25 protein-coding genes and 3 pseudogenes are annotated in these 25,649 nt (G+C 58.4%); 15 read left to right on the top strand and 13 right to left on the bottom strand.

Annotated features, from left to right (window positions below):
• Positions 1 to 126: 126 nt before the first annotated feature.
• Complete coding sequence (locus ACZ9DP_RS04220) at positions 127 to 333, bottom strand: CsbD family protein (RefSeq protein WP_476200409.1); 207 nt, start codon at positions 331 to 333, stop codon at positions 127 to 129.
• Between the two features lie 262 nt (positions 334 to 595).
• Here ACZ9DP_RS04220 and ACZ9DP_RS04215 point away from each other — a divergent pair, with 262 nt between their 5' ends.
• The 5 genes and pseudogenes from ACZ9DP_RS04215 to ACZ9DP_RS04195 all read left to right on the top strand — a co-directional run bounded on the left by ACZ9DP_RS04215 (position 596) and on the right by ACZ9DP_RS04195 (position 3,890).
• Positions 596 to 1,528: a LysR family transcriptional regulator gene (locus ACZ9DP_RS04215; RefSeq protein WP_476200408.1), complete on the top strand. Its 933-nt coding sequence runs from the start codon at positions 596 to 598 to the stop codon at positions 1,526 to 1,528.
• Positions 1,529 to 1,672: 144 nt separating this feature from the next.
• Positions 1,673 to 2,386: an SDR family NAD(P)-dependent oxidoreductase gene (locus ACZ9DP_RS04210; protein ID WP_476200407.1), complete on the top strand. Its 714-nt coding sequence runs from the start codon at positions 1,673 to 1,675 to the stop codon at positions 2,384 to 2,386.
• Between the two features lie 21 nt (positions 2,387 to 2,407).
• Positions 2,408 to 2,647, top strand: coding sequence for a tautomerase family protein (locus tag ACZ9DP_RS04205; protein ID WP_476200406.1), 240 nt, complete (start codon positions 2,408 to 2,410; stop codon positions 2,645 to 2,647).
• 188 nt (positions 2,648 to 2,835) lie between these two features.
• A pseudogene (locus ACZ9DP_RS04200) lies at positions 2,836 to 3,327 on the top strand (VOC family protein); the annotation flags it as partial.
• Between the two features lie 161 nt (positions 3,328 to 3,488).
• Entirely contained in the window at positions 3,489 to 3,890 is a 402-nt protein-coding gene (locus tag ACZ9DP_RS04195; protein WP_476200405.1) for a cupin domain-containing protein, read from the top strand.
• 1,178 nt (positions 3,891 to 5,068) lie between these two features.
• On the opposite strand, the gene ACZ9DP_RS04190 is transcribed toward ACZ9DP_RS04195, so the two are convergent.
• Positions 5,069 to 5,506: a response regulator gene (locus ACZ9DP_RS04190; RefSeq protein WP_476200404.1), complete on the bottom strand. Its 438-nt coding sequence runs from the start codon at positions 5,504 to 5,506 to the stop codon at positions 5,069 to 5,071.
• A 407-nt stretch (positions 5,507 to 5,913) separates the two neighbouring features.
• On the opposite strand from ACZ9DP_RS04190, the gene ACZ9DP_RS04185 reads away from it, so the two are divergent.
• From ACZ9DP_RS04185 to ACZ9DP_RS04145, 9 genes and pseudogenes are all read left to right on the top strand, one after another.
• Positions 5,914 to 7,125, top strand: a complete 1,212-nt coding sequence (locus ACZ9DP_RS04185) for a glycosyltransferase family 4 protein (RefSeq protein ID WP_476200403.1) — start codon at positions 5,914 to 5,916, stop codon at positions 7,123 to 7,125.
• A gap of 8 nt (positions 7,126 to 7,133) precedes the next feature.
• Positions 7,134 to 8,111 carry an NAD-dependent epimerase/dehydratase family protein gene (locus ACZ9DP_RS04180; RefSeq protein ID WP_476200402.1) on the top strand — a complete coding sequence of 326 codons (978 nt, stop codon included), beginning with the start codon at positions 7,134 to 7,136 and terminating at the stop codon, positions 8,109 to 8,111.
• Between the two features lie 336 nt (positions 8,112 to 8,447).
• Positions 8,448 to 9,329: a dihydrodipicolinate synthase family protein gene (locus ACZ9DP_RS04175; protein WP_476200400.1), complete on the top strand. Its 882-nt coding sequence runs from the start codon at positions 8,448 to 8,450 to the stop codon at positions 9,327 to 9,329.
• 23 nt (positions 9,330 to 9,352) lie between these two features.
• A complete protein-coding gene (locus ACZ9DP_RS04170; protein WP_476200399.1) occupies positions 9,353 to 10,012 on the top strand; it encodes a GntR family transcriptional regulator in 660 nt (219 codons plus the stop codon).
• A 51-nt stretch (positions 10,013 to 10,063) separates the two neighbouring features.
• Entirely contained in the window at positions 10,064 to 11,395 is a 1,332-nt protein-coding gene (locus tag ACZ9DP_RS04165) for an ABC transporter substrate-binding protein (protein WP_476200398.1), read from the top strand.
• Positions 11,395 to 12,330 (top strand): carbohydrate ABC transporter permease, encoded by a 936-nt coding sequence (locus ACZ9DP_RS04160; RefSeq protein ID WP_476200397.1) that lies wholly within the window; start codon positions 11,395 to 11,397, stop codon positions 12,328 to 12,330. Before ACZ9DP_RS04165 ends, ACZ9DP_RS04160 begins: the two co-directional genes overlap by 1 nt.
• Positions 12,330 to 13,152: pseudogene (locus ACZ9DP_RS04155) on the top strand (carbohydrate ABC transporter permease). The gene ACZ9DP_RS04160 and the pseudogene ACZ9DP_RS04155 overlap by 1 nt, the downstream one beginning before the upstream one ends.
• A gap of 113 nt (positions 13,153 to 13,265) precedes the next feature.
• Positions 13,266 to 14,130: pseudogene (locus tag ACZ9DP_RS04150) on the top strand (PfkB family carbohydrate kinase).
• A 338-nt stretch (positions 14,131 to 14,468) separates the two neighbouring features.
• Positions 14,469 to 14,915, top strand: a complete 447-nt coding sequence (locus tag ACZ9DP_RS04145) for a GNAT family N-acetyltransferase (RefSeq protein WP_194730613.1) — start codon at positions 14,469 to 14,471, stop codon at positions 14,913 to 14,915.
• A 45-nt stretch (positions 14,916 to 14,960) separates the two neighbouring features.
• Here ACZ9DP_RS04145 and ACZ9DP_RS04140 read toward each other — a convergent pair whose 3' ends face one another.
• The 6 genes from ACZ9DP_RS04140 to ACZ9DP_RS04115 form a co-directional block, all read right to left on the bottom strand.
• Complete coding sequence (locus ACZ9DP_RS04140) at positions 14,961 to 15,218, bottom strand: hypothetical protein (RefSeq protein ID WP_194730612.1); 258 nt, start codon at positions 15,216 to 15,218, stop codon at positions 14,961 to 14,963.
• Positions 15,219 to 15,322: 104 nt separating this feature from the next.
• Positions 15,323 to 16,021 (bottom strand): TfuA-like protein, encoded by a 699-nt coding sequence (locus ACZ9DP_RS04135; protein ID WP_476200395.1) that lies wholly within the window; start codon positions 16,019 to 16,021, stop codon positions 15,323 to 15,325.
• On the bottom strand, positions 16,018 to 17,169 hold the full coding sequence (locus ACZ9DP_RS04130) for a YcaO-like family protein (RefSeq protein ID WP_476200393.1): 1,152 nt from the start codon (positions 17,167 to 17,169) through the stop codon (positions 16,018 to 16,020). The genes ACZ9DP_RS04135 and ACZ9DP_RS04130 overlap by 4 nt, the downstream gene beginning before the upstream one ends.
• A gap of 51 nt (positions 17,170 to 17,220) precedes the next feature.
• Positions 17,221 to 17,439, bottom strand: coding sequence for a hypothetical protein (locus ACZ9DP_RS04125; RefSeq protein WP_194730610.1), 219 nt, complete (start codon positions 17,437 to 17,439; stop codon positions 17,221 to 17,223).
• 23 nt (positions 17,440 to 17,462) lie between these two features.
• Entirely contained in the window at positions 17,463 to 19,307 is a 1,845-nt protein-coding gene (locus ACZ9DP_RS04120; RefSeq protein WP_476200392.1) for a peptide antibiotic resistance protein, read from the bottom strand.
• An 8-nt stretch (positions 19,308 to 19,315) separates the two neighbouring features.
• Positions 19,316 to 19,759 carry a helix-turn-helix domain-containing protein gene (locus ACZ9DP_RS04115; RefSeq protein WP_476200391.1) on the bottom strand — a complete coding sequence of 148 codons (444 nt, stop codon included), beginning with the start codon at positions 19,757 to 19,759 and terminating at the stop codon, positions 19,316 to 19,318.
• 401 nt (positions 19,760 to 20,160) lie between these two features.
• Here ACZ9DP_RS04115 and ACZ9DP_RS04110 point away from each other — a divergent pair, with 401 nt between their 5' ends.
• Complete coding sequence (locus ACZ9DP_RS04110; RefSeq protein ID WP_022712721.1) at positions 20,161 to 20,358, top strand: hypothetical protein; 198 nt, start codon at positions 20,161 to 20,163, stop codon at positions 20,356 to 20,358.
• Between the two features lie 73 nt (positions 20,359 to 20,431).
• Here ACZ9DP_RS04110 and ACZ9DP_RS04105 read toward each other — a convergent pair whose 3' ends face one another.
• The 5 genes from ACZ9DP_RS04105 to ACZ9DP_RS04085 all read right to left on the bottom strand — a co-directional run bounded on the left by ACZ9DP_RS04105 (position 20,432) and on the right by ACZ9DP_RS04085 (position 25,596).
• Positions 20,432 to 20,716 carry an acylphosphatase gene (locus ACZ9DP_RS04105; protein ID WP_476200390.1) on the bottom strand — a complete coding sequence of 95 codons (285 nt, stop codon included), beginning with the start codon at positions 20,714 to 20,716 and terminating at the stop codon, positions 20,432 to 20,434.
• A 92-nt stretch (positions 20,717 to 20,808) separates the two neighbouring features.
• Positions 20,809 to 22,551 carry a TRAP transporter large permease gene (locus ACZ9DP_RS04100; RefSeq protein WP_476200388.1) on the bottom strand — a complete coding sequence of 581 codons (1,743 nt, stop codon included), beginning with the start codon at positions 22,549 to 22,551 and terminating at the stop codon, positions 20,809 to 20,811.
• The gene (locus tag ACZ9DP_RS04095; protein ID WP_074072604.1) at positions 22,548 to 23,255 is read right to left on the bottom strand and encodes a TRAP transporter small permease subunit; all 708 of its coding nucleotides are present in this window, start codon (positions 23,253 to 23,255) and stop codon (positions 22,548 to 22,550) included. The genes ACZ9DP_RS04100 and ACZ9DP_RS04095 overlap by 4 nt, the downstream gene beginning before the upstream one ends.
• A gap of 37 nt (positions 23,256 to 23,292) precedes the next feature.
• The gene (locus ACZ9DP_RS04090; RefSeq protein ID WP_476200386.1) at positions 23,293 to 24,435 is read right to left on the bottom strand and encodes a TRAP transporter substrate-binding protein; all 1,143 of its coding nucleotides are present in this window, start codon (positions 24,433 to 24,435) and stop codon (positions 23,293 to 23,295) included.
• 237 nt (positions 24,436 to 24,672) lie between these two features.
• Positions 24,673 to 25,596 carry a DMT family transporter gene (locus ACZ9DP_RS04085; protein ID WP_476200384.1) on the bottom strand — a complete coding sequence of 308 codons (924 nt, stop codon included), beginning with the start codon at positions 25,594 to 25,596 and terminating at the stop codon, positions 24,673 to 24,675.
• Positions 25,597 to 25,649 lie beyond the last annotated feature (53 nt).

Here is a 25,649-nt window from a genome sequence, read left to right as displayed (position 1 = left end):
GGTTTCCGCAATGGACCAACCAGGAGAAGTAGAAATGTTGCCCTGACATCCCCGTTCCGCCTTGACCTTCCTCATATAAGGGGTTTGTCTGCAGTCTGACCCAGCGTTTAGCCGGTTTCTTGTTTCTTAGTGCCATGTCTGGTTTTCATACCACTCATCGACGTCTTGATGGACGCGGTCGCGGGCCATGCCGTAGCGCTCCTGGATCTTTCCCTCCAGCTGCTCGCGCTTGCCGGCGATCTGATCAAGGTCGTCGTCTGTGAGCTTGCCCCATTGTTCCTTGATCTTGCCCTTCATCTGTTTCCAATTACCCTCGACGCGATTCCAATCCATAGTGTTTCCTCCTTTTGTTGTGCCGAGAAAACGGCCCGTGGCATGTTTTGTTCCGAGCAGCCGCGCCATCTGACGACGCAGACAGCGCGGTCGCGCCGGCACTTAATGCCTTTCACAAAGCCGTCGATGACGGCTGCAATGCTGTAACTCGCCTGTGGTTGACCCGGATGCTTGTTTAGGTCCGTCGCATGTTTACTTCCTGCTATTTTCGGGTGAACACTTACTGATTGGCCTTCACTATCCCGGAGATCGGCAGAATAAAATGGACCGTATCGATGCAATGAAAGTGTTCGTCACCGCGATCGACGAAGGCAGTCTGGCAGGTGCCGCCCGGCGGCTGAAGCGATCACCGACTGCGGTCAGCCGGGCGCTGAGCTTCCTGGAAGCCCATGTCGGCGTTGAACTGCTGCATCGAACGACCCGCACCCTCAAGCTGAGCGACGCGGGTCAGCGTTACGCCGCAGCCTGCCGGCGGGTCCTCGTCGATCTCGAGGAGGCTGACATGCTCGCCGGCGGTGAGCGTTCCGCCCCTCGTGGGATGCTGACGATTTCGGCGCCGCCAATCGTCGGAGAAGAAGTCGTGCATCCCATTGTGGACGAATTCCTTGACCTACACCCGGCCGTCTCAGTTCGGGTTCTGCTGCTGGATCGGTTCGTCAATCTGGTGGACGAAGGTGTCGACATTGCCCTGCGCATCGGCCATCTCGTCGATTCATCACACATCTCCACCCGGCTCGGCGGCGATGTGCGGCGCGTAGTCGTTGCATCCCCTCACTATCTAGCCACTCATCCCCGCGTCGAAGAACCCGCAGATCTCACGAAGCACCAAATCGTCGCCTTTACCAATTTCGGTCTCGACTCGTGGAGCTTCACGCCGGCACAGGGCTCATCCATTCCCCGGACAGTCCAGTTCACGCCGAGGTGCATCGTCAACAGCGTGCGGGCTGCAGCCGCTTCGGCCGCTGCCGGGCGCGGTTTGACCAGGCTCTATTCGTATCATGTCGCAAACTATGTGAGGGACGGCCGGCTGACGATCGTGCTCGCAGATGCCGAGCACCCGCCGCTGCCGGTTCATCTCCTCGCACCACAGGGCCGCATGTCCGTCCCGAAGGTCCGCTCCTTTGTCGATTTCGCCACGCCGCGACTGCGCTCGGAATTTGCACGCTTGGCATCGCAGGCAGGTACGCTTGGCTAATTATGCCGATTTCCGGAGGAGTGTCACGCAAACGGCGGCAATTCTCCCGGAGCCCGGATGGATCTAAATCAATTGCACCAACGCCGAGGGCGAAGGGCCGGCGCAGATGAAGCGCCCGCTGCAATCGAAAAAGGATCCACGTCCATGAGTACTGAACGAAAAGTCGTCATCATCACCGGGGCATCACAAGGGATTGGCGCTGATTTGGTTCGCGCCTACCGCGACCGGAACTTCCGTGTCATCGCCACGTCCCGCTCGATCAAGCCCAGCACGGACCCGGATGTTCACGCCGTGCCCGGCGACATCAGTCAGCCGGCGACTGCCGAACGGATCGTGCGCGAAGGGATTGAGCGCTTTGGCCGCATCGATTCCCTGGTAAACAATGCCGGCGTCTTCCTCGCCAAGCCCTTCATCGAAATGACACAGGAAGACTATGACCACAACCTCGGTGTCAATGTGGCCGGCTTCTTTCACATTACCCAGCGCGCAGCCGCCTGGATGCTGAAGCAGGGTTCGGGCCATATCGTCAGCATCACCACGAGCCTTGCCGATCAGCCAATGGTCGGGATGCCCTCGGCGCTCGCCTCCTTGACCAAGGGCGGCCTGAACGCCGTGACCCGGTCTCTGGCGATGGAGTTCTCGAAGAGCGGCGTTCGCGTCAACGCGGTGTCTCCAGGCGTGATCAAAACGCCCATGCATCCGGTGGAGACGCACTCGGCGCTCGCCGAATTGCATCCAGTTGGCCGAATGGGTGAAATCCGCGACATCATCGATGCCGTCCTTTATCTCGAAACCGCTGGTTTCGTGACCGGCGAAATCCTCCACGTCGACGGCGGCCAGAACGCCGGTCGCTGGTGAACTTCTCGAAGGGAGATCACAATGCCTATCGTCACCGTACAGATTACCCGCGAGGGGACCACTCCTGACCGCAATTCGGTCACCGCCGAGGAAAAGGCCGCCATTATCAAGGGCGTCAGCGAGGTGCTGCTCAACGTGCTGAACAAACCCCTTGAGTCGACCTACGTTGTGATTGAGGAGGTCGATCTCGACAATTGGGGCTGGGGTGGCCTTCCGACCGTACAGTATCGCGGCATGCGTGCCGCGGCAGCAAAATCCTGAGCCGCCGGCAGGAAGCTTCGTACGCGAGGGTCGCGCTTTCGCCCAGGAACTCACGACACGATTGAGGTCGCTGCGTTCGTCAATCTGATGATCTACAAAGGGCGCGTGCTAGGCGCCGCCCTTTTTCAAACCAAAGGAAAACATGACACTCGTATCCAATAGCGAGTGGCCGCAAAAGGTCTATCTGCCTCGGCCGGAGGCTCGACGCCGACTTTGTTGTCGATGACACCTTTCGGGTCGCGCAGTTCACACCTTAAGGCTCGCCGTCCTCGATCCACTTCGGCACGGGGCTAATATCGGCTGCGCCCGGCTCGTCAAGCGGTCTCGATCTCGTCGTCTCGGGCGTCGAGGCGGCCCGCGGCCAACTCATCGGCCACGGCGTCGAGGTAAGCGAAATCTTCCACGGTGCCGGTCCGGGGCAGCCTCCGGTCAGCGGCCTGCATCCTGAGCAGCGCAGCTACTTCTCGTACGCGACGTTCAGCGATCCAGAGGTCACCGAACGATTCCGGGATTCGTCGACACGGACGTTATGTCACCGGCCGACCTCACGAGCGCCTTGCGTCGTGCGATAGGTCGCCCACGGCGCTTACGAAAAGCAGCTCGGCCACAGGCGGGGACTAGCTTACCTGTACGCCGAATACATGGTCCGGGAGCAAGCCGGCGAGCCGTTGCTGTCATGAAGAATGGCGCTGCAGTCCCTCGACATGAAAGCCCTTTATTCCTCTACATGGCGTTACAAAAGCGCAGCCCAGCGGACACATCGACGATACATGCTCTCGGTCAAATTGGCGGTGCCGTCCTCGAAGGTGACGGCTTGGTCTCAGCATGAAAGGATGACCATATGAAAACGATCAAACTCGTAGCAGCTGCCCTGCTGATCGCCGGGAGCGGAGTGACGCTGCACATGGCGCAGGCTCAACAACTGGGAATTCAGCGCACCGATCTTCTGCAGCACGATCTCGACGTGCCCGGACGCGAGCTTGTTCAGGTGCGCGTCGACTTCGAGCCTGGCGCAGTTGCCGCTAAGCATTCTCATCCAGGCGAAGAGATCGCCTATGTCCTTAAAGGCTCGCTGGAATACCAGCTCGGGGATGGGAGGCCCGTCACGCTCAAGGCCGGCGAAACTTTGTTCATTCCCGCCGGAGTGGCCCACACGGCGAAAAACGTCGGCAACGGCAAGGCCTCGGAACTCGCCACATATATCGTCACGAAAGGGACCCCACTCGTCGTACCGGTCAAGTAGATTTCAGATGCGGCTCAGCGCGCTGTCGCTGTCCGGGACGGATGCCCATTCCTCCGGGAAGCAGAACCGAGCCGCATTGGTCTCCCCGCCCCGGCTGCATCAATCACATACCGGGTCGTGGATTCAATCTGGTTTCTGCAATCAAGGCGTTCGGGCGCAGCAATCCGCCGGATTCCCCGGGTGATGCTTGACTTCGCTCCGCGTCCCCGCGGCGCCCTGCAGGACGGTAGTAGGCGAGATCGGCCAGTTGGATATTACTGGCTGTCGCCGTCACCGCAACGGCAGGCTTTTCTTGGATGGATCCGACTTCGAAGTCACTCGGCTACAAGTGAGTAAGGCCCACCGGGGCCTCGCATCCCGTTAGCCTTGCCGTGCTTCATTCTTTGAGCTGCTTGAGCAGGTCTAGTCAATGAGGAGGAGTAAGAACAAGGCCGCCTGCCCGAAGCTGCCGGCTAAGCAATCGCGGGTTGCTCAATGCTGTCTTTGGCCCTATATAGAAACAGCTGCCGCGTGTACCTATTCCTCCCGGTGCCGCCAGCTGTTCCCCTCTGGAGGTTCACCCCTTCACATCTCATGGGCCGCAACTACCAGCGGCCCATTTTTTGCGACACTCCGGCTCCATTACCGGCCAGCCTCCAGCAAGCCATCTACTCTTGAGGTGTCGTTTTTGCTCCGCGAGGAAACTGCCCGAGCGGGGTCGGCCGAGTGACGAACGGTGTTTCCGCAAGCCGAACAGGTCTTTCAAGCGAGCCGTTGTCCCCTTGCCACTCTGGCCGGTACCCAGTTCATGCGATGCGACAAGGGCTCGCCCCGGAGGGTCTGGGGGTCGAGGCGAGCCCCGTCGCATCTCGCGCCGCAGGAGGTTAATCTACGGCACGTCGGAAGCTTGAGCGGACTGCCGCTGCGGAAGCAATGGCGTATCCGTCCAAGGCAAAAAATGCCAGATAGCCGCGCCATGGCGATCTCGGAAATAAGGTGCTCCAACCACCTGCGGCAAACTCTAGTGCGACCGCGTAGAAAAATGCCCCGCAAGCGGCGGGGCATTGAGAAATGCGAAATCGCCGCAGAGTGGACGACTAAACCTAGTTTAGCTTGGAGGGGCTTGCCGTCAACTTGGACTAAGGTCCCAACCCGGCGCAAGGCACTCTGGTTGTACTTGGATTCAGCTGGCCGCGTCATCATAAACCGGTGGTCCGGTTGGTGCCCTTTTTCAACGGGAGCCGCGTAGGTCGACCCTTGCGGGCGGAGTGTTTAAACGACCCGATAGCCGCCCGCGAGAGAGCGGCGATCAGTCTGTCGGGCTCACATGGCTTATAAAGCAGCTGGCCTGCGGAGAAGGCGGGTTCGCTCTCGATCGCCGCATCTGGTTCGCCAGAATAGAGAATGAAGGGGACACTGCGCTCTGCAAGGGTCTTCACCGCAAACGAGCAGACTCCATCGCTGAGACGCGGATCGACGATGGCGATATTCGGGGTGTTGACACCCAGCCACCCGATAGCCTCGGCACAGGTCGACAGGGTGACGACCTTGTCGGCGCCGTTTTCCTGGAGAAGCTTCTCGATGTCGAGAGCGATGATCGGCTCGTCCTCAAGAAGCAGAACAGTTCCAATTGTCATCTTGCACCCTTTGCTCTCGCAATTGTGCGCTATCAAATAGCGTACATCCGACACGGCTCGGAGTCACTTCACATTGTGAAGCGTCGAATGCGGCGCGCAGTCACAACTTACGTGTCATGTCATTCAGGCTTGCGTCTACGCAACGTTGCTTTTGTCCACCGCTGGCCGCCAGCAATACCCGGTCGGCGCGTTGAAGAAACTTCCAGCGGAGGTGATTACTTTATGTGGGTCGCGCACCAGCAGATTGTTTTTAAATAGCAATCCCGCCGGCACTCTTTCCGGACTAATGCCATTGGGTGAATTGCAATCGGGCGTGATACATCGCCTCATTGAAAGCGGGGATTTTGTATTTCCTTTGCCGATGCTGGTCCCCGCTTGGCCCCTGCGTAAATTTGGGCGATTCGACCATGCGTCTCATTGTTGTGAACGACGTTTCCGTTGTCCGAGGTGGAGCCACGAAAGTCGCGATCCAGTGTCTGCAGGCTTGTGTGCAAGCCGCCGTGGATTGCACTTTCTTCGTCGGCGACGACGGGACCGGCCTGGAAGAGTCCGGTCTGCGCGTACCCGCGATCGCGCTTGGCGAGAAGCCGCTTCGAGATGGGCCTGTTATCGCCAATGTCTTCGACCGTCACTTCAACAAGCGGGCATACGAGGCGCTGGCGACGCTGTTGGGCCAATCCCGCGAAGAGACCGTCGTTCATGTGCACGGCTGGAACCAGATCCTATCGCCTTCGATCTTCCATGCATTGGCCGAGAGCCCGGCCCGCGTCATTATAACAGCCCACGACTTTTTCCTGAACTGCCCGAATGGCGGCCGCCTCAATTACAAGAGCGGCGAAATCTGCCCCGTCAAACCGATGTCATTCGAGTGCCTGGCAACCAACTGCGATAAGCGAAACTATCTGCACAAGCTCTGGCGCTTCCGCCGCATGCTGGGGCAGGTTGGCGTGGGCGACGCCTTCTGGGAGCGCATCGAGGTGATCCTCGCGCATGAGAAGATGGAAGCCTATTTGACCCCCGGGCCAATCAGGAACTTCCAGACCTTGCGCACACCCACCGAGCCTCTCACGTGGCGGCCGACGGAACCTTGGCGGCGCCAACGCATCATGTTCCTCGGCCGCATGACCTGGGAAAAGGGCGTGCGTACGCTGGGCGAAGCGCTGCGCATGACCGGTCAGGCAGCAACGCTGATCGGCCGCGGGCCGCTTCTCGAAGAAATGCAGGTGACGCTTCCCCATTGCTGGGTACCCGGCTGGCTCGATGATGCAACCGTGTCCGAGCTTGCCGACCAGGCACGGATATTCGTGATGCCGTCTCGGATGCCGGAGCCTTACGGGCTGGTGGCCGCCGAGGCGATCATGAGCGGAATCCCGGTAATCATAAGCAGCAACGCCCTCATGGCTGACGAGGTTGAGCAAAACGGCGCAGGGCTGGTGTTCAAGAGCGGCGATGCCGCCTCACTCGCCGAAGCGTTGTTGAAGGTCAAGAGCGACAGCCTTGTGCAAAAGCTCGCCGAAGGCGCCCGCGCCTTTGGCAAGAAGATTGCGCCCAGCCGCCCAGAATGGGAACGCCGGATGATCGCGATCTATACAGGGGGGCCTGCATTTCTTGCTGCTTAGGGGGGATCATGACGCGTGCACTCGTAACTGGCGGATGCGGCTTTGTCGGCCGGCATCTCTGTGACCGGCTTTTGGCCGAGGGCTTCGATGTGGTCTGCGTCGATTTGATGAAACCGGGAACGGGCGCAAGACCAGCGGTTTCAAGACAGCGCCTGCATCGTCAGTTCACCTTGAATGAACAGGATTGCCGGGCATTTTTCGAAAGCGCTGACGAGCATTTCGACTATGTGTTTCACCTCGCGGCGCTCGTCGGCGGGCGCATGACGCTCGAGAACCAGACGCTACTCGTTGCCGAAGATCTCGCCGTCGACGCAGCGCTCTGGCGGTGGGCAGGCGAATGCCGCCCCGGAACCGTCGTCTATTTCAGCTCCAGTGCGGCCTATCCCGTGGCGTTGCAGACTGAGGCGATGCAGACGAGGCTCTCCGAAGACATGATCTCTTTCGAGCGCCCGCTCGGCGTGCCTGACCTCAGCTACGGCTGGACCAAGCTCACCGGCGAGTACTTGATGAAGCTTTATGTCGAGCGCTATGGCGGCCGGGCCGTTGCCTACCGGCCATTCAGCGGCTACGGCGAGGACCAGGACCTCGCCTATCCCTTCCCCGCCATCTGCAGCAGGCTTCTCAAGGAGCGCGGCGCGCCGGAAGTCTCCGTCTGGGGGAGCGGACACCAATGCCGCGACTTCATCCACATTTCCGATTGCGTCGATTTCATCTGGGAAACGATGGACGCGCTGCCGTCAGGCGCAAGCCTCAACCTCTCGACGGGCAAGGCAACCTCTTTCATTGCGCTTGCCGAGCTTGTCAGCCGCGAGCTCGGCTGGGCACCGCAGGTGCGAGGAACGGCAAACCGTCCAGAGGGCGTATTCTTCCGCTGCGGCGACGTTGCGCTTCAAAAGTCGTTCGGACTCACGCCGAAGATCGGTATCGAAGAAGGCGTGCGGCGCTGCCTTGAGCATCACCACCGCCTCGAAGGTGCCTGCGTCTGACCCCCGAACCTTATTGCGCAGGCGGGAAACTGACCTGAACCTGCGGGCTTGGCAGAATGCAGCCGCTGTTTCGAAAAGCGCAAGACGCGGCGCAGCCTCTTGGAACTGACGGCTGCGCATCTGAACGATATCGGTCACGTCACAAGAGGCCCGGGCCGAAGCGTCGAAATCCTGGTTTTGGTAGTAGCGTTCCCGGCCTCACCCCATGACGCTGCCTTCGAAGCACACCGCTCTCTGATAGCCATAGCTCTCCAGAGGCGAGATTCCCACTTGCTCGGCTATAACTAACATGTTAGTCAATCTATACTGAATAGTCAGATCGCGGGATGTAGGTTCGTGGGGCGTTTTGGATTATCGGTCGCGCTGGCGACACCTTTCGACGGCGACGATAACATTGCAGTTTCCGCGATGATCGCTCAGGCAAAGCGCAGCCTTGCGGCCGGCTGCTCCAGCGTCACGCTGTTTGGGACGACCGGCGAAGGATCGTCGATCGGCAGCGCGGAGCGCCAGAGGGTGCTTGCGGCATTCATCGAGGCCGGTATTGATCCCTCCCAAATCGTCGTGGGCGTCCTGGTCGATGCCGCCGAGGATGCTGCCGCCCAGACGGGCTATGCCCTGTCCATGGGTGTCCGAAACATTCTCCTCGCCCCGCCTTGCTATTTCAAGAATGTCAGCGACGAAGGCATTTTCCGCTGGTTTTGTGCGGTATTCCGCATTCTCGGGGACCAGGCCCGCGACATCATCGTCTATAACATTCCCTCCGTCACGATGGTGCCCTTGAGCGTTGCGCTGATCGGCCGCCTGCGTCAGGCGTTTCCCAAAATTGTCACGGGCGTCAAGGATTCCTCCGGCGATTGGGCCTTTACCGAAAAGCTGCTCGAGGCCCATCACGATCTCATCATCCTGATCGGCGATGAGCGTCATCTGGCACAAGGCACGCGCCTGGGCGGCCAGGGCGCAATCTCCGGCATGGCGAATTTCATCGCCCCCGAGATCAAGCGCATGGCCGAAGAGGGAAAGGATGATCCGCGCGTGGTCGCTTTCGTAGCCGAGCTCCTGAAGTATCCCGTGACCCCCGCCGTAAAGGTGATGATCGCACATTTGAGCGACGATGAAATGTGGCTTGCGGTCCGCCCGCCGCTCGTTTCAATATCCGGCGAAGGATGCAACACGCTTGCCCTCGCCTTTGACGCCCTGTTTCGAAAAAAGGCCGCTTAATCGTCATGTACGAAGGGGGAACCATGGATGGACCGGACGAACAGCCGACCTTGCGGGAAAGAGCTTATGAGAGCTTTACCCGGCACTTGCTGGCGCGTGATGTCCGCCCTGGTCAGTTCGTCTCCCAACGCCGCCTCGTCGAACTGACCGGACTGACGCTCGGCGCAATTCGTGAACTCATTCCAAGGCTCGAAGCCGAAGGCCTCATCAAGACGGTGCCGCAGCGCGGCCTGCAGATTGCTCATATCGATCTCAACCTGATCCGCGAAGCCTTTCAGCTTCGCGTGTTCCTGGAGAAGGAGGCGGTTGCGCTTTTTACGCGGTCGGCCTCCGACGAAACGATCGCGGGCCTCCTGAAAATGCACCGGGACATCGCCGACGCCATCAATGGCGGCAACAATTCGCATGAACTTGAGCTTCACGCCCAGGCTGTGGACTGGGGAATGCATGACGCCTTCATCGACGCGCTCGGCAACACCATCATCTCGAATGTCTACCGGGTGAATTCAATCAAGATGCGCCTTATAAGCCAGGAACGCTTTCGTATCGACGGCCGTGTCGGGCCGGTCATGGGAGAACATCTGAAGGTTCTCGAAGCCATCGAGCGACGGTCTGCGGAAGATGCGGTCAGCGCGCTCGTCGCACATATCCATCACGCGAGGGACCGCGCACTCAGATTATAGGCAAAGCAAGCCGGCGGTGAGGAGATCTCCGGCAAGAAGAGGAGGAATGGCATGTCATCTTCAATTTGGAATCCAACTCGCCGGGGCTTTCTGGCTGGTTCTGCCGCTCTCGGCGCCGCCGGCTTTCTTGGCGTCCGGGCGGCTTCGGCCGCCCTTGACTGGAAACGGTTTTCCGGCACGACGCTCGAAGTCAATCTCGTCAAGAGCCCACGCAGTGAAATCATCCTCAAATATCTCGGCGAGTTCGAAGAGCTGACCGGTATAAAGGTCAATGCCGAGGCGACGCCCGAGCAGCAGCAGCGCCAGAAGACGACGATCGAACTCAGCTCCGGAAAGCCGAGCTTCGACGTTGTTCACATGAGCTATCATGTGCAGAAACGACAGTTCGAAAAGGGTGGCTGGCTTGCCGATATAAGCGGATTTCTCAAGGATCCGTCCCTTACCGATCCGTCTCTGGTCGAGGGCGACTTCGCCGATGCGGGCCTGCAGTTCGCCAAGGATTCCGACGGCCTCCTGCGCTCCCTGCCCTTCTCCGTCGACTACTGGATTGTCTACTGGAACAAGCAGCTCTTCGAGAAGAAAGGCCTTTCGTACCCGGCAACCTTCGAAGAGATGGCGAACGCGGCAGAGGCCCTGACCGACGCGTCGAGCAACACTTACGGCTTCGTTGCCCGCGGACTGAAAAACGCCAATGTCCCCGTCTGGACGGCCCTCATGCTCGGTTATGGCATGACCCCCCTCGGGCCCGACGGCAAACTGCGCACCACCTCCGACGAGGCCATCCAGGCGGCAACGCTCTACCAGCGTCTGATGACCAAGGCAGCGCCTGTCGGCGTCTCCGGATTCAATTGGGCAGAAGCGCAATCGGCATTCCTGCAGGGCAAGATCGGCATGTGGCTCGATGGCGTCGGCTTTGCACCGCCGATCGAAGACCCGGAAAAATCCCGCGTCGTCGGCCAGGTGGGTTACGGGATCATGCCGAAGGGCCCGAAAGCGCAGGCAGCCGCAACATTTGGCGACGGTATCGGCGTAACGGCAGCAAGCAAGAACAAGGAAGCGGCCTACCTCTTCTGCCAATGGGTGGTTTCCCATGACATGGGTGCCCGGCTTCTGCAGGCCGGTGCCGGCGTTCCCTTCCGCCAGTCTATCCTTGAAGATCCCAAGGTCCGCGAAGGCGTCACCATGCCGAGCGCATGGGTCGACGCGGTCGTCGGCTCCGGCAAGATTTCGAAGCTCGCCCTGCCGGTCATCATCCCGGTCACCGAATTCCGGGACATCTATGGCGTCGGCCTGACGAACATGATCGGCGGCGCAGATCCGGCCGACGAGCTCAAGTCCGCCACGGCCCAGTTCGAGCCGGTGCTGGCGCGAAGCGAGGGATGATGTCTTCGGTGAGCATTGAAGCCGCCAAAGCGACGGCAACCAGTGCGAGGAGCAAGCCCAGTGGGCTTGCTCCGAACTACTGGCCCTTCGTCGTTCCAGCCCTGATCGTGATCGCGGCCGTCATCGTTTTTCCATGGGTTTTCACCCTGTGGATGAGCGTAAACAGCTGGACGCTTGGCCAGGCACAGGCCTTTTCAGGCTGGGACAACTATCTCCGTCTCGCGACCGACACGCGTTTTTGGGATTCTCTTTGGCATACCGTCCTTTATACGGTGCTTGCGGTGATCGGACCTCTGTTTCTGGGAACGCTCGCCGCCCTCATCTTTGACGCGCAGTTCCCGTTGCGCGGACTCCTGCGCGGCATATTCGTCATGCCGATGATGGCGACACCTGTTGCCATCGCGCTCGTCTGGACGATGATGTTTCATCCGCAGCTCGGCGTCCTCAATTATCTTCTCTCATTGGTGGGAATTGCGCCTCAGGAATGGATCTACAATCAGACGAGCGTCATTCCCTCGCTGGTTCTGGTTGAAACCTGGCAGTGGACGCCGCTGATCATGCTGATCGTGCTTGGCGGTCTTGCGGCTCTGCCGCGTGAGCCGTATGAAAGCGCGGAAATCGATGGTGCCAATGCCTGGCAGAAGTTCCGTTATCTAACGCTGCCGATGATTGCGCCCTTCCTGATGGTCGGCGTCATCATCCGCAGCATCGATGCCGTAAAGAGCTTCGACATCATCTATGCGATGACGCAAGGCGGACCGGGCACGGCCTCGGAGACGATCAATATCTATCTCTACAATACGGCCTTTTCCTATTACGACATCGGTTACGGATCTGCGATGGCCGTCGTCTTCTTCGTCGTCATCGTCGCGCTCTCCTTCGTTTTAATGATGGTGCGCGCGCGGACGAACTGGTCAGACACGGAGACACGCTGATGAAGCGCAAGACGCTCGATCGCATCGGGTCTTTTCTTCGTCGCGCTGGTGATGGTCTCGCCGGTCATCCTCTTCTTTCTGTGGATGATCTCGCTGTCCCTGAAATACGAAATCGACAATGGAGCCTATCCGCCGATCTTCATCCCAGAGCGATTTGCCTGGTCGAACTACGTCAAAGTCTTCGAGGAAAACAATTTCTTCCTGTATTTCTGGAATTCCATTCTTGTGACGGGGGCGGCGACATTTCTGGCGCTTTTGATTGGCGTGCCGGCAGGCTACGGCATTGCCAGGCTCAAGGCCGAGCGTTCGGCAATGGTCATCATGATCGCGCGAATGACACCCGGGCTTTCCTTTCTGATCCCGCTCTTCTTGCTGTTCCAATGGCTGGATCTCCTCGGCACACTCTGGCCACAGATCATCATCCATCTCGTGGTGACTGTGCCGATCGTCGTCTGGATCATGATCGGCTATTTCGAAACGACGCCGATGGAGCTCGAAGAGGCGGCAAGTATCGACGGGGCAACGCCATGGCAGGTCTTCCGCCTGGTGGCGCTGCCGATCGCCAAGCCCGGCATTGTCGTCGCCTTCATTCTCTCCGTCATCTTCTCGTGGAACAATTTCGTGTTCGGTATCGTGCTCGCGAGCCGCGAAACCCGGACGTTGCCGGTGGCAGTCTACAACATGCTTTCCTTCGAGCAGGTCAGTTGGGGACCGCTTGCGGCGGCAGCGCTGATCGTCACGCTGCCGGTGCTGGTGCTGACAATGTTTGCCCAGAAGCAGATCGTTGCTGGTTTGACGGCCGGCGCCGTCAAAGGCAGCTGAATGGCGGGCATGCTGTTTTGACGAGGGAGAGGGTTTCAAAGGCAAAAGACCGGCAGCCGCACGTCTTGTGCGTCGGCGCAGCTGTGCTGGATACTCTGTTTCGCGTTCGTAAAATGCCGACGGGACAAGGCAAGGTTCTGCCATATGACATGCTGCAGATCGCCGAGGGTATGGCCTCGAGCGCGGCTTACGCTGTTGTCAGGCTTGGGGGCAAGGCAAGCCTGTGGGGTGCTGTTGGGGATGACGAAACAGGCAAACGCATTATCGCGGATCTCTCTCTAGCTGGCATCGACATAAGCGGAATGCATATCGTGCAAGGCGCGAGATCTGCAGTTTCGACCATCCTGGTTGACGACGACGGCGAGCGCCTCATTGTCCCCTTTTACGACCCCGAACTGCATCGCTCCGTCAAACACATTTCGACAACTGAAATCGCCACTTTCGACGCCGTTTTAGTTGATGTTCGATGGCCAGAACTTGCTCTCAAGGTCCTGGAAACGGCGCAGAGCCTTGGCAAGCCGGCGATCTTGGATGGCGACATCGCCGCCGATGGGGATCGAGCGGCTGGGGCCGGCAGCGAGCCACATCGTCTTTTCGCACCCTGCAGCAGGCAAGCTGGCAGCGACGGAAGATTGTGCTGCGGCCATTGGCGTGCTCAAGCAGCGTTTCCCGCTGGCATTTATCAGCGTCACGGCCGGTGAAAACGGCGCCTATTGGTATGACGATGTCAACGATTGCGTGATGCATATGACCGCGCGACCCGCCAAAACGGTCGATACGCTTGCGGCGGGCGACATCTTCCATGGCGCCTTTGCCTTTGCCGTCGCACAGCAATTGCAAATCGAAGATGCCATGCGCATGTCATCGGCAGCGGCAGCGCTTAAGTGTCAGGTCTTCGGCGGACGCACGGGTGCACCCGACAGCGATGAGCTTGCCGCCTGTCTGGCACAATGGACGCCGCAGATCTCGCGGGTGTAACTGCGCTTGGAGCGCTCCTCAAGGATCAACCGTCTGGTTCGGCCGCCATGAAACAGCGTCCTTCCAATTCACTTCTTTTAATTGTATATTTTCATTTCGACTCCCTCATTGAGGGTGTCACGATAAAGTCACGACATCTTTGTGCAAGCCTGTGCTTAGTTCTCTCGGAGGCGCCATGGAGCGGATCCAACGCAAACAGGATCGCCGATGGAGCGCATCATTTCGCGGTTTGGAGAACATTGCAGGAAATGAGATTGCAGGCAGCCTTGATGCTCTCCAAGCAGGATTTAGTCGACGAGCAGGTTTCTTCTCTGCGAGCGTTTCAATAGCAGGTGTGGATGCCCATCGAATTCAGACGAATAACGCATGTCGAAGCGGCGCAAAGCGCAGCCATTATGGTGCAGGCTTACGCCGAGCCCCCTTGGAATGAAGAGTGGTCGATCGAGAATGCAGCTTGGCGTCTGGATGAACTGGCCACAACACCTGGCTGCCTTGGTGTGGCAGCGTTCGAGGCGAAAGAAGCCATCGGATTCGCCTTTGCCCTTCCGCATACCTCGGTGATCGGCCGCGGCCTGCACCTTGCTGAAATAGCCGTATTGCCCAAGCATCAAGGAAAGGGAGTTGGCTCGGGTCTGCTGGGCCGCCTCCAAATCGAAGCCCGAACTATGGGTTATCTGCAGATCTGGCTCGTTTCCCAGCAGAGCGGCCGTGTTGCGGACTATTACACGGGTAATGGGTATGAGCCGTCGAACAGGCTTGGCGTTTATTCCAAACGACTTCGCTAGCCGCGATGATGAAGCAATGAGCCATGGCCGAGCTTGTCGGCCCGGCTAGTGCTTGTGCAGATTAATGGCGTCCACCGACAGTGTCAGGTCGGGCAGCCCCGTTTCAGCGCCATCCCCGATCTCGCGGGTAACGGCCTTCAGGGCCAGGTCGAGCCAATGCGTCGCGTTGACAAGCTCAACGTCCTGCGCCGCGTATCTTGCGTAAGTGATCATTCGGGCGAGCGCGATGAGCTCATCCAATTCCTCAATGGATCTTGCATTGTGGCTTGAGCCATCTGGATTCCCTGCAGAAGTGGCGCTCATCTCGATCTCCAAAATCTCTGGAGAACATATTGGGGATGACGGCGAAGAGCCCGTGAAAAACGCGTGACACAATCCGTAATTGCACTGAGCGGCGCATACGCTTGTTAAATAGGCGAAACAAATGTCTCGTTCATATGCCAGGCAATCTCTCTATCAAGGGGGAAGTCACTGATGGTGCGAACAGCTTCCAGAAGAGCAAGAGCATCAATCCGTTTCTGATCGACGGCGTTTGAGACCAGCAGCGAAAGCAACTCCCGCGGTGCCGCAATGTTGGCCGTGCCACAATTGGCGATGATCGATTGCCAGGTCCGTTCCTTGAAGAAGATTCGAGCAGCACTCTCCTCAAGCCTTACCCGCATTGCAGATGCAAGTTGCTTCTCGCTTTCCAACTTGTCGAGCGTTGCCCTGACATTCACGAGCGGCACCGTCAGGGATTTGTATCCATATTCCATTGGGCCGTGGAGCAAAGCGACGTCAGCGTCATCGACGGTTGCGCCCTTCTCGTATCCACGGAAGATCCGGCCGATGCCAATCATTCCAAAGAGCTGGCATTCTGCAGCGCGCAGTGCTCCCATGCTGGCCGCGCCTAATACAGCCACATTCTGAGAAAGCGCGTAGAGGATCTCCTTGTGCCAGACCGGCGCCGTATATTCGAACCCACCGTCGATTAGCCCGATGACACTCGCGCCACGCCTCACGGCGGCAAGAACATCCCCCTGAACCGCAGGTGGGCAGACGAACACCTCATCTCCAGCCAAGGATGCCGCATCTGGAAGGCTCGGACCGACAAAGATCACCTTCATGACATGATAGCCTTTGAAACCGCCCGATTTCCAAAGCGGCGTGCGCGCCCGCCCTCCGGATTTTCAAGAGCAGGGATAAAGATTTTCGCGACGCTAAAGGGAAGTGCGGGATCGCTGAGGGCCAGGACGATGACTTGATCTATTTGCTTTTCCCGCAAGGCACTCAGTGTGTAGTCGAGATGTTGAGGGAGAGATTGCGGATACGCCGGCGCAATCGTCGCCGGCATCGCCGGAACGGCCTGGAAAAGAGTGCGCGTCTGCAACGGGAGAGGTGCAAGGAAGGTTTCGGGCAAAATGTCGTCCCGTGCACCGCTGATATAGGTCAACCGGGATTGAGCTGCTTCGGTTACAGCCCGAATGGCCGCGCGCGCGGGCGATGGATGAGCGCCGCTTCCTGCCGTCACTTCGACAAAACGGACATTTGCGTCGTCATGAATATCGCCTGGGCCTAAAATTGCGGTGAAGCACGGAACGGCGATATCGCTCGCCATGTCGAAGAGCCGAAGTACCAACCCGGCGGTTTCGATCTTTTCGATCAATTGATCCAAGGCCGCGTCCTGGAGACCGCGTGGATCGATGCAACGCGAGTGGCGGTCTCTGTCATTGCCTATCTGCCAAAGGACATAGGCATCCCGTTCTATGCGCTCGAGAATGCCATGTAGCATTGCCTCCTCGAGCGTGTTTCCGGACGCCAAGCCATCGGAGGACATCCAGAAGCGGCAATCGCGTGTCCGGTCAAGGATCGCAGCCTCGAAAGGGACATAGATCTCGGTCCCCGACAAGAGTTCCCTGCCGAGCGCCCATTCGATCTCTTCGTCATTGCCTATGTCGTTCTTGTGGCGACCGATCAGACAGTTCAGCTTTTCGACTCTGTAGCCGGCTTCTTGAAGGTGACGCGCGCTTGCTTGGACAGTATTGACGGAAGGATTGCCGGCAACGGCCCGTTCCAGGGCCTCCATGACGGCCGATACCTTCGCATCGTCGTCGCTCAGGCCCTTGCCTTGAGCGACGACGATCGAGCGGGCGTTGGGAGAATAGGCACACCAGACGGGTATCCCGATGCGATCGAGACCGGTGTGACGTGCGACACGGGTAACGCCGAAGTCAACCAGAAACGGCGCGACACGCGTGAGCGTCTCTGACGGCACGGTGGTCCGATCAGAATATGAAAAGACTTGAGCGGCTGTCAGAGCAGCATCTCAACCGTCGACGTGACCGGAAAACACCGTTTGCGCCGAAGAAACCGCGATGGCGAAGTCCACCTTCTTCACAAAGGCGCCTCCTGTCTTGCGGACATCCGCGACAACTTGTGCCAGCTCTCCAACCGGCGATCCAAGCGGCTTCACCGTGCCTGCGTCAAGATCCGCAATCCAGAGATCCGCTTGTCCTGCAACACCGAATACGACAGCTTTTTCCATGAATTTTCTCCATAAGGGTTGTTTTAAAATCCGGCCTTTAAAAGGCCTTCCCGATAAAGGTCCTTCTGCCATTGCTCCTTGAAAGGAACGACAGAGAGCCATTTCTCGACATCGAAAACTGGATTCAGTGCTTCGGCGCGTTGCCGGTAAAACTGTGACCGCTTTCGATCGCCGATCATCGCACAGCTCGCCGCCGCGATCCGGTGAGCCGGTGCTTTGTCTTTCATTGCCTCCACGTAATCGATTGCGTCTTCATACTGCTCAAGAAAGTAACATGCCCCTGCGGCGCACCAGAGATAGGCGTCGGGCGATATCGGGTTGAGCGAGATCGCTTTTTTGATCTTCGACAGCGCGTCCCCCGGGCGAGACGCATGTACGAGCGTGTCAGCATGGCTGTAGATGACGTCGGCAAAATGCGGACTCAATTCCTCCGCCAGGCTGAGGGCGGAAACGCTGTGATCGACGTCGCCGAGATAAAGCTTGGCGACCCCCAATTCTCGATGTCCGCCGGCAAATATCGAATCCCCTTCGATGGCCTTCTCAGCGCTCGTTTCCGCAAGGCGCAGCAGCTCTTCGTTTCCCTGCGCGGTCACAAGCCACTCGCTCGTATAGGTGCGGGCAAGACCGGCAAATGCTGGCGAGAAGTTGGGATTGTACCGAAGAGCCTCCTTGAAGGCGCCACGTGCCTTGCGGATATGAGGCAACGTCAGTTTGCCCATCAAGCTCGCGCCAACAAGATAGGAATGATACGCTTGAGGATCGGCCTCGATGTTCAATCTGGCCTGCTCGTTCTTCGCCAGCTCCTGTACAAGGGAAAAGGTCAGCCTCTGAGCAATGAGCCGCCTTTGTGTCGGCAGTGCATCCGATGTCATCGTAAAGCGCGTTGCCCAGATGACCTCGTCGGTGGGAAAATAGATAAGCTGGGCATAGAGCCCCTCAGTCGAAAGCCGCGTTTCAAGGAGATAAGAGATCGAATGCCGCGCAACGACCTGGGCTTTGTCGGAGTCGCGACGAATTTGCTCGGCCGTGTGCGGTGCGACGATAGAAATGTTGCGAAGCGCGCAAAGCTCGATGGTGACGTCTTCGATCAGGGCGTTGGCAATAGCGAGCCCGGCAACATGTCCCTGTGGGATTGGCGGAAGCAGCACGACTCGAGGAAGGACTGACGACGAAGGCTTGCCAGGCTCGATGCGAACGAGCGCGTCTTGCGGGCTCGATGGCAGGGCGTCGATTTTTGGCCTGCTTGCCTTTTCACGCCTATTCCCGTCAGCCAGACTGGTTCCAGATAGTTGGCGAAGCATTTCCCTGATTTCTTCATCGCCCGGATCTTTCTCCAGAAGATAAAGGCCCGCGGTGGATATTGCCCGTACATCATCGTTGCTTTGGGCATGTGGCAGGGCGTCAAAGAGCACTTCGCGCAGCTTCAATCTGTGATTCCGACGCTCTCCCGTGATCCAGTTGTCAATCGACCTGGTTGAGGGTTTCACGCTTGCCATGAAATCCCGCTGAAGCAGGTCGCTGATCGCTCTCAATCGCGCCAACGGGGGCATTGCGCTGTCGAGAGCCTGAAGATCGACGGCAAGAGCCTCCGTGCGAAGCCGGATCGAACTGGAGGTGATCTGAAGCAGCCCCGCGTTCGTATCGTCGTCGATCTGTCGAATACGTGAGATCAATTTGCGCAGGTTAAGTCCCGACACCTCAGCCTCCGCGTCGGCCCATAGAAACTCCGAGAGCTCATGACGGCTCAGTTCATGGGTCTTGCGGCTGAAGAGATAGGCGACCATCACCAGGCCTTTGGCCGGATAGCGAATGGCGTTGCCATTCGCATCGGACAGTCGCAGATCGCCAAATGTCTGCAGATACAGCATCAAAGTGTTTATCCTCGCTCGGGCTCTATCTGACTGGAACTGTCGCGATGGTTCTCGACCGGGTTTGCAGAGCCAAGGCTTCTGGTAAGGGCAAGCAATTTTTGACGGACGTTAGGATCGTCGATTGCCAGAAATGCCCTGCTGAGTGCCACTCCCTCCTTTGACGTCATAAACAGCGTGACATCATCCGTCTCGCGCCGCGGCGCGACATCGGGTGACGCGCTCGCATTGTTTTCGAAAAAGTACCCGACGGGGACTCTGAGAATTTCCGCAATCCTCTGGAGCCTGCTGGCACCAATTCGGTTCATACCCTTCTCGTATTTTTGCACCTGCTGAAATGTAATACCCAAGGCTTCCGCTAAACTGCCCTGGCTCAAGCCAAGAACCTTGCGCCGGAGCCGCAGACGCCCGCCTACATATACATCAATAGCATTTGGAGATTTCGCCTTCATGGGGCCCCTCATGGCTCATGCGACGTGCATCATGATGCATTCCGTCAAAAATGCAACTAAAGGTGATCTTTTATCGAACGATATTCTTGCTGTCCCACCACGGATCGTCTTAATGTTATGCAACCAAGTCTAACTGGTTTCAATTTAAGGTACCTGACTTAGGAATAAACCTGCGACGAGTCCCGGGGCAGCGTGTTTTAGCATGAAATACTATACTGCTATTTAAAATTGTGTCACGTCGATTTCACGCATCCCCGGCAATTTTTACAGTTATGCTTCCTCCGTCAATATTGGGGGCTTTCGGCCGGTGGGAGCGAGCAATCGCAGTGTCAGCGAGCTTTTCTATTGGGTCGATGCGTCGTCGGTGATCACCACCGCTAAAGATCGGAGTTATGAGAACTATGGAATTACCTTCTATACAGGTCAATCATGCCGATCGCCTTTTTGCCTGCCGGCAGAAGATCGAAGAGGCCGTTCACGAGATCATTTTCAGCGAGAGGCTAATGGAGTTTTCGGCAGCAGAGATCGCCATGGCGGTCGCTGATATCGCCGACGATTATATCCTGACGATTGCCAAGCAGAAATCGGCAACGCACTAGCCGGGCTTGTCATCGGATCCAGCGTTTGACGTCTGGGGCGCCATAACAAATGCCTCTCCGAAGGCCGTCAACCTCAGCTCGTGATTCGGAAGTCCGATCGCGCCTCATCCAAGGAGGCCTGTTCGGTCACGACACTGGAAACGGACGCGCCGACGGGTCCCTTCCAAAACTGTTTCAACATTGCGGAAACCGCCGCATCCTGGCCGGCGATCAATGCGGTCACAGATCCGTCATCTTCGTTTCGCACCCAGCCGGTCAAGCCGAACCGCTGTGCCTGGGTCTTTGTCCATATGCGGAAGCTGACGCCCTGGACCCTTCCCGATATGTGCACGAGCGTCGCCTTGCGATCATCCGTCATGACCACCTCCCTCAATGCCTTTTCGTGAATGTGAAGTGCATGAAAGGAAATGCAAGCGCCTTCTGTGCACGCAGTACGGCGCAAAGCATCTTTCAGCCGTAGAGATAGTTCGGAAGCCAAAGTGCCATTCCCGGCCAAACATACATGATGACCATGCAAAGGATGACGATCAGCATGTAGGGCATCATACCTGCGAAGATCTGGTTGAGCGTGACGTGCGGCGGTGAAACGCCCTTGAGATAGTAAGCCGACATCGCCACCGGCGGCGACAGGAAGGCTGCCTGCAGATTGACGAAGACGAGGACGCCCCAAAGGATGGGGTCGATATCGAAGTGTCTCAGCATCGGCAGGAAGATGGGCACGAAGATAATGATGATCTCGGTCCATTCCAGCGGCCAACCAAGAATGAAGATGATCGCCTGCGACAGGATCATGAACTGCACCGGTGTCAACTCAAGCGCCAAGACCCATTCTTCGATCAGCGCCTGCCCTCCCAGGATGGCGAAAACGGCGGAGAAAAGCGCGGAGCCGACGAAGAGCCAACAGACCATCGCCGTCGTCTTCGCCGTCAGGAATACTGCCTCCTTGGTGCGTTTCCAGTTGAGCGTTCTGGCCTGGAATGCCAACAGGAAGGCGCCGGCTGCGCCGACTGCGGCAGACTCGGTTGCCGTCGTGATACCGAACAGGATGACGGCGAGCACGACGACAGTGAGGAGCGCGAGCGGCATGACGGAGGACACCAGAAGCTTTATCACCTGAAGCCGCTCCGCACCCATGTTGTAGTAGTAGCGGGAAAGGGCCGCAGCAGCGATTGCTGCAACGAGTGCGAACGACACGTAGAAGCTCGTCGCCGGGCCATTGACCATGGCCGCGCCCGCATCCGCCGCAGGCGCTCCGAGCTGCTCCAGCCCTTCGGGGGCTTCCGCCTCGCCTAAGGCCTGCGGATGAATAACAACATACCACCACACCAGCAGCAGCGTGAATGCAGTCAAGGAGAAGGGCACGAGGGCTGCACAGAAATTCTTGAAGAGCGTCCAGTAGGTGAGCCGTCCCTCAGCCGTTTCGAGTGCCATCGCCTTTGATGGCGAGGTCAATGCACGCAAAAGACCGAGCATCATGTTTTGCGAATAGGCCGCCTGAAGACTGCGCATCCAGCTTGCCACCGGAACCCGCGTCTGCTCCTCCGGCAAGGCGGGCGCGACTTTCGGGTTGATCGCCGCCCAGGTGAGAATATAGGCGAGATAGAGGAACGCGAGGAAGAAACCTGGAAACATCGTCGCAGCGTAGAGCTTGACCACGGACTGCCCAGCAACCGCCGCATAGACAATGATCATCACCGAGGGCGGGATCAGGATGCCCAGCGTACCGCCCGCGGTTATGACGCCGGAGGCAAGCTTCACGTCATAGCCCGCTCGCAACATCGGGCTCATAGCGATCACCCCCATCAGCACGACGACGGCGCCGACGAGACCGCTCGCAATCCCCCAGAACGTGCACACGATCAGCGTTGCCACGGCAAGCGACGCAGGAACGCGCCGGAACGACAGCTGGATGCTGTAGAACATCTTGTCGACCAGCGCGCCGCGCTCCATCACGTAGCCCATCAATACGAAGAGCGGGATGGAGATCAAGACGTCGTTGGTCATTGCCCCGTAGGTGCGCTGAACCATCAGGTCGAAGACGCGATTGTCGATCCAGTGTTCGGCGGGATTATAAAAGGCGTAGAAGCCGAAGAGCATGCCGAGCCCCATCAGCGTGAAGGCCGTCGGGAACCCCATCATGATGACAACCACGATGAGCATCAGCATCATCAGTCCGAGGAACGGATCGCTCACGTTTCGATATCTCCCCCCATTCCCCGTTGACGCGCTGCCCTGTCTAGGTCGTGGGCACGCTCGATGGCTGCCTCGCGCGTCTTTGCGTCTACGTGCTCGCTTTGCGCAAGCTGCTCGGCAACAACGTCAATCTCCTCCACGTCCTTGAGCCGGGCCGGCCAAGCGCCGGTCCTCAGGCAGACGATGCAGCGAAGGATTTCGGCAAGCCCCTGCAGCATGACGAGCGCGCCTGCCACCGGAATGACCGTCTTGAAGTAATAGATCGGCGGGCCTTCTGCGGTCACCGTCGAATGCTCGCCGATCCGCCAGGAAAGCGCCGCATAGTCATAGCCGGCGTAAACAAGTGCAGCGACGCCAGGCAGGAAGAAGAGGACGTAAAGGACGAGATCGAGCCCAGCCTGGATCCGGGGCCTTAGCGAGCTATAAAGAAAATCGCCGCGCACATGCGCATTCTGCGCCAGCGCGTAGGCTCCGGCGAGCATGAACAGGGTGCCATAGAACATGTTGCTGGCGTCAAAGATCCACGCCGTCGGCATGTTCAGGATGTAACGCTTGAACACCTCGACGCAAACCAGCGTCATCAGGCCGATGATGAGCCAGGCCGAAGCTTTTCCGACCCACACGCTGACGGCATCCACCCTGAGCAGAAAATGCTGAACGTTCACGCGTGCCCCCGGGAAAGAGCATATCCTCACTGCAAGCATCACCGGGGCTCCTGCCCGGTGATGCTTGAATCATACCTCAGAGTTCCTTTGCCACCCCGTTCGGTCCGAAGTAGTGATCAAAGGCGAGCCGCCGGCCGACGACGGTGTCCTGCTCCCATCGCGTTGCCCGCTCTGCGAAGGCGATCTGCGATTGAAGAATCTCCTTGAACAGCGGGTTTTCGCCGGCCTTCTTCTTCACCACCTCGTCGTAGACCTCCAGTTGCCTTTTCAGGATCGCCTCCGGAGTCTTATAGAACTTCACCTTGTCGGTCGTCTGCATCTCGACATAGTCTTTCGAATAGCGGTCGATCGCCTTCCAGGCCATGTCCTGAGACGCCGCCTCGACGGCATTGGTGATGATTGCCTTCATCTGTTCGGGCAGGCCGTCATACTTGGTCTTGTTGAACATGATTTCGAATTGCTCGGCATTCTGGTGATAGCCTTGCAGCATGCAGATCTTCGAAACGTCTGGAAAACCGAGGACCCGGTCGGATGAGGCATTGTTGAACTCGGCCGCATCAAGCAGCCCGCGGTCGAGCGCCGCAACGATTTCTCCAGCGGGCAGCGCGTTGACCGCGGCCCCAAGAGCCGTGAAGACGTCGATCGAAATGCCGACGGTGCGGAACTTCAGGCCCTGGATATCCTCGATTTTGGCGACCGGCTTCTTGAACCAGCCGAGCGGTTGTGTCGGCATTGGGCCATAGGGGAACGAGACGACGTTCGCGCCGATCGATTCGTAAAGCTTGGCGAGCAGCTCCTTGCCGCCGCCATATTTATGCCAGGCAAGCAGCATGTTGGCATCCATCGCAAAGCCTGGACCCGAGCCCCAGAGCGCCAGTGCCGTCTGTTTGCCGTAATGATAGACAAGCACGCCGTGGCCGCCGTCGAGCGTCCCCTGGGAGACCGCATCGAGCAGGCCGAAGGCCGGCACAACGGCACCCGCCGGCAGTACCTCGATCTTGAGATCACCGCCAGTCATGTCGTTGACCTTCTGTGCAAAATCGAGTGCGAACTCGTGAAAGATATCCTTGGAAGGCCAGGTGCTCTGCCAGCGCATGTTGACCGGCCCCTGCGCCTTGACGACGCTTGGCGCCGCCATCATCGCCGCGCCGGCCATGGCTGCGCCGCTTAGGAATTTACGGCGCGACGTTTTCCTCTCGACCTGGGTTCTGCGTTTCATTTCTTCCTCCCGAAAGCATGGGCTTTTCTCGCCCATTGATGGGCGGGATGAGGAAAGGGCATGCCGTGCCCGCCCGCATCCCGCTCATGATCTAGGTTCTTAACTTCAGAGGATACTCCTCAACGAGCCCCAAGCAAAGATTGCAGAAATGGACACTTGAGCATTTCCTTAAATCCGCAGGACTCATCGAAGGAAAACAGGCGATCGGGAAGGTGGTTTGTGAATATCCGCCCAATTCTAGAAAGGAGAATTCTCAGCCTTTGCGAGCATCCGGCGGCAACGGCGGAAATCGATGATCGTATGCCAGAGCACGGCAGCCAGGATGATTGCACCGCCCAAGAACGTGGCGGCCGGCGGTTGTTCGGCAAAGAACAGCCAGACCCAGAAAGGTGTCAGAATGATTTCCATGGTGCCGAGAAGGGCAGCTTCCGCCGGCGCCATACGTCGTGCACCCGCAAGGAACAGAACCAGCGCAATGGAGAAATTCGTAGCCCCGAATGCCGCAAGCACGACCCAGTTGTGAAGATCAAGGGAACCGATCGAACCAAAAGGTGCAAAGAGGACAAGGGTGAGAAACGCACTGACGATAGTCGGGGGAAGGCTTGGCACATCGGGGTTGATGCGGGGAATGATGATGACAAGGGCAAATGAGACGGTCATTCCGAGCGCCAGAAGGTCGCCAGATCCTGTGCCGCCGCCGATTGAAGAGGCCACGATGACCGCCACTCCCGAGAAACAGACGCCTCCGGCAACGAGGGTTCGCCTTGCGACTTTCTCCTTCAGGATCAGCCAGCCGAAGAGGGCGGCAATGAAGGGGGCGGTGGCGTAGATCATCGTGACGTTCGCAACGCTGGTCATATAGAGTGCGCCGATAAAGCAGGCCTGACTGAAGGTCTGACATCCAATCATCGCAAGACCCGAGGGATGGAAGACCGAGCGCCATTGACGCCTGGAAAAGCCGCCTTCCAGGAAGAGGCTCGGAACCAGGAGAAAAAGACCGCCAAACAGCGAGCGCCAGGCGATCGTCGTCCACACATCGACAGTCAAGAGCCGCGAATAGAGGCCACTGGCGCTCCAGGCAAGAGTTGCGGCGACCACAAGAGCAATGCCTTTTTCGTGCTCGCTGAGCGCGAAGGAACGTGCCTGAAGATGGATGGTCATACGGGCTGCCTTGGGACAAGACTGAAGCGACACGATCTGTGTGCGCCCGTAAT

This window comes from Rhizobium sp. USDA 4016 (genome assembly GCF_056279705.1).
The sequence above is the reverse complement of the archived record's forward strand: the minus strand, read 5'-3'. Positions and strand labels throughout refer to the sequence as shown.

Bases quoted from the DNA above. Each gene is read 5' to 3' on its own strand.
- ACZ9DP_RS04220 (WP_476200409.1), bottom strand. From the start codon at position 333: ATGGATTGGAATCGCGTCGAGGGTAATTGGAAACAGATGAAGGGCAAG.
- ACZ9DP_RS04215 (WP_476200408.1), top strand. From the start codon at position 596: ATGGACCGTATCGATGCAATGAAAGTGTTCGTCACCGCGATCGACGAA.
- ACZ9DP_RS04210 (WP_476200407.1), top strand. From the start codon at position 1,673: ATGAGTACTGAACGAAAAGTCGTCATCATCACCGGGGCATCACAAGGG.
- ACZ9DP_RS04205 (WP_476200406.1), top strand. From the start codon at position 2,408: ATGCCTATCGTCACCGTACAGATTACCCGCGAGGGGACCACTCCTGAC.
- ACZ9DP_RS04195 (WP_476200405.1), top strand. From the start codon at position 3,489: ATGAAAACGATCAAACTCGTAGCAGCTGCCCTGCTGATCGCCGGGAGC.
- ACZ9DP_RS04190 (WP_476200404.1), bottom strand. From the start codon at position 5,506: ATGACAATTGGAACTGTTCTGCTTCTTGAGGACGAGCCGATCATCGCT.
- ACZ9DP_RS04185 (WP_476200403.1), top strand. From the start codon at position 5,914: ATGCGTCTCATTGTTGTGAACGACGTTTCCGTTGTCCGAGGTGGAGCC.
- ACZ9DP_RS04180 (WP_476200402.1), top strand. From the start codon at position 7,134: ATGACGCGTGCACTCGTAACTGGCGGATGCGGCTTTGTCGGCCGGCAT.
- ACZ9DP_RS04170 (WP_476200399.1), top strand. From the start codon at position 9,353: ATGGATGGACCGGACGAACAGCCGACCTTGCGGGAAAGAGCTTATGAG.
- ACZ9DP_RS04165 (WP_476200398.1), top strand. From the start codon at position 10,064: ATGTCATCTTCAATTTGGAATCCAACTCGCCGGGGCTTTCTGGCTGGT.
- ACZ9DP_RS04160 (WP_476200397.1), top strand. From the start codon at position 11,395: ATGTCTTCGGTGAGCATTGAAGCCGCCAAAGCGACGGCAACCAGTGCG.
- ACZ9DP_RS04145 (WP_194730613.1), top strand. From the start codon at position 14,469: ATGCCCATCGAATTCAGACGAATAACGCATGTCGAAGCGGCGCAAAGC.
- ACZ9DP_RS04140 (WP_194730612.1), bottom strand. From the start codon at position 15,218: ATGAGCGCCACTTCTGCAGGGAATCCAGATGGCTCAAGCCACAATGCA.
- ACZ9DP_RS04135 (WP_476200395.1), bottom strand. From the start codon at position 16,021: ATGAAGGTGATCTTTGTCGGTCCGAGCCTTCCAGATGCGGCATCCTTG.
- ACZ9DP_RS04125 (WP_194730610.1), bottom strand. From the start codon at position 17,439: ATGGAAAAAGCTGTCGTATTCGGTGTTGCAGGACAAGCGGATCTCTGG.
- ACZ9DP_RS04120 (WP_476200392.1), bottom strand. From the start codon at position 19,307: ATGCTGTATCTGCAGACATTTGGCGATCTGCGACTGTCCGATGCGAAT.
- ACZ9DP_RS04115 (WP_476200391.1), bottom strand. From the start codon at position 19,759: ATGAAGGCGAAATCTCCAAATGCTATTGATGTATATGTAGGCGGGCGT.
- ACZ9DP_RS04110 (WP_022712721.1), top strand. From the start codon at position 20,161: ATGGAATTACCTTCTATACAGGTCAATCATGCCGATCGCCTTTTTGCC.
- ACZ9DP_RS04105 (WP_476200390.1), bottom strand. From the start codon at position 20,716: ATGACGGATGATCGCAAGGCGACGCTCGTGCACATATCGGGAAGGGTC.
- ACZ9DP_RS04095 (WP_074072604.1), bottom strand. From the start codon at position 23,255: ATGCTTGCAGTGAGGATATGCTCTTTCCCGGGGGCACGCGTGAACGTT.
- ACZ9DP_RS04090 (WP_476200386.1), bottom strand. From the start codon at position 24,435: ATGAAACGCAGAACCCAGGTCGAGAGGAAAACGTCGCGCCGTAAATTC.
- ACZ9DP_RS04085 (WP_476200384.1), bottom strand. From the start codon at position 25,596: ATGACCATCCATCTTCAGGCACGTTCCTTCGCGCTCAGCGAGCACGAA.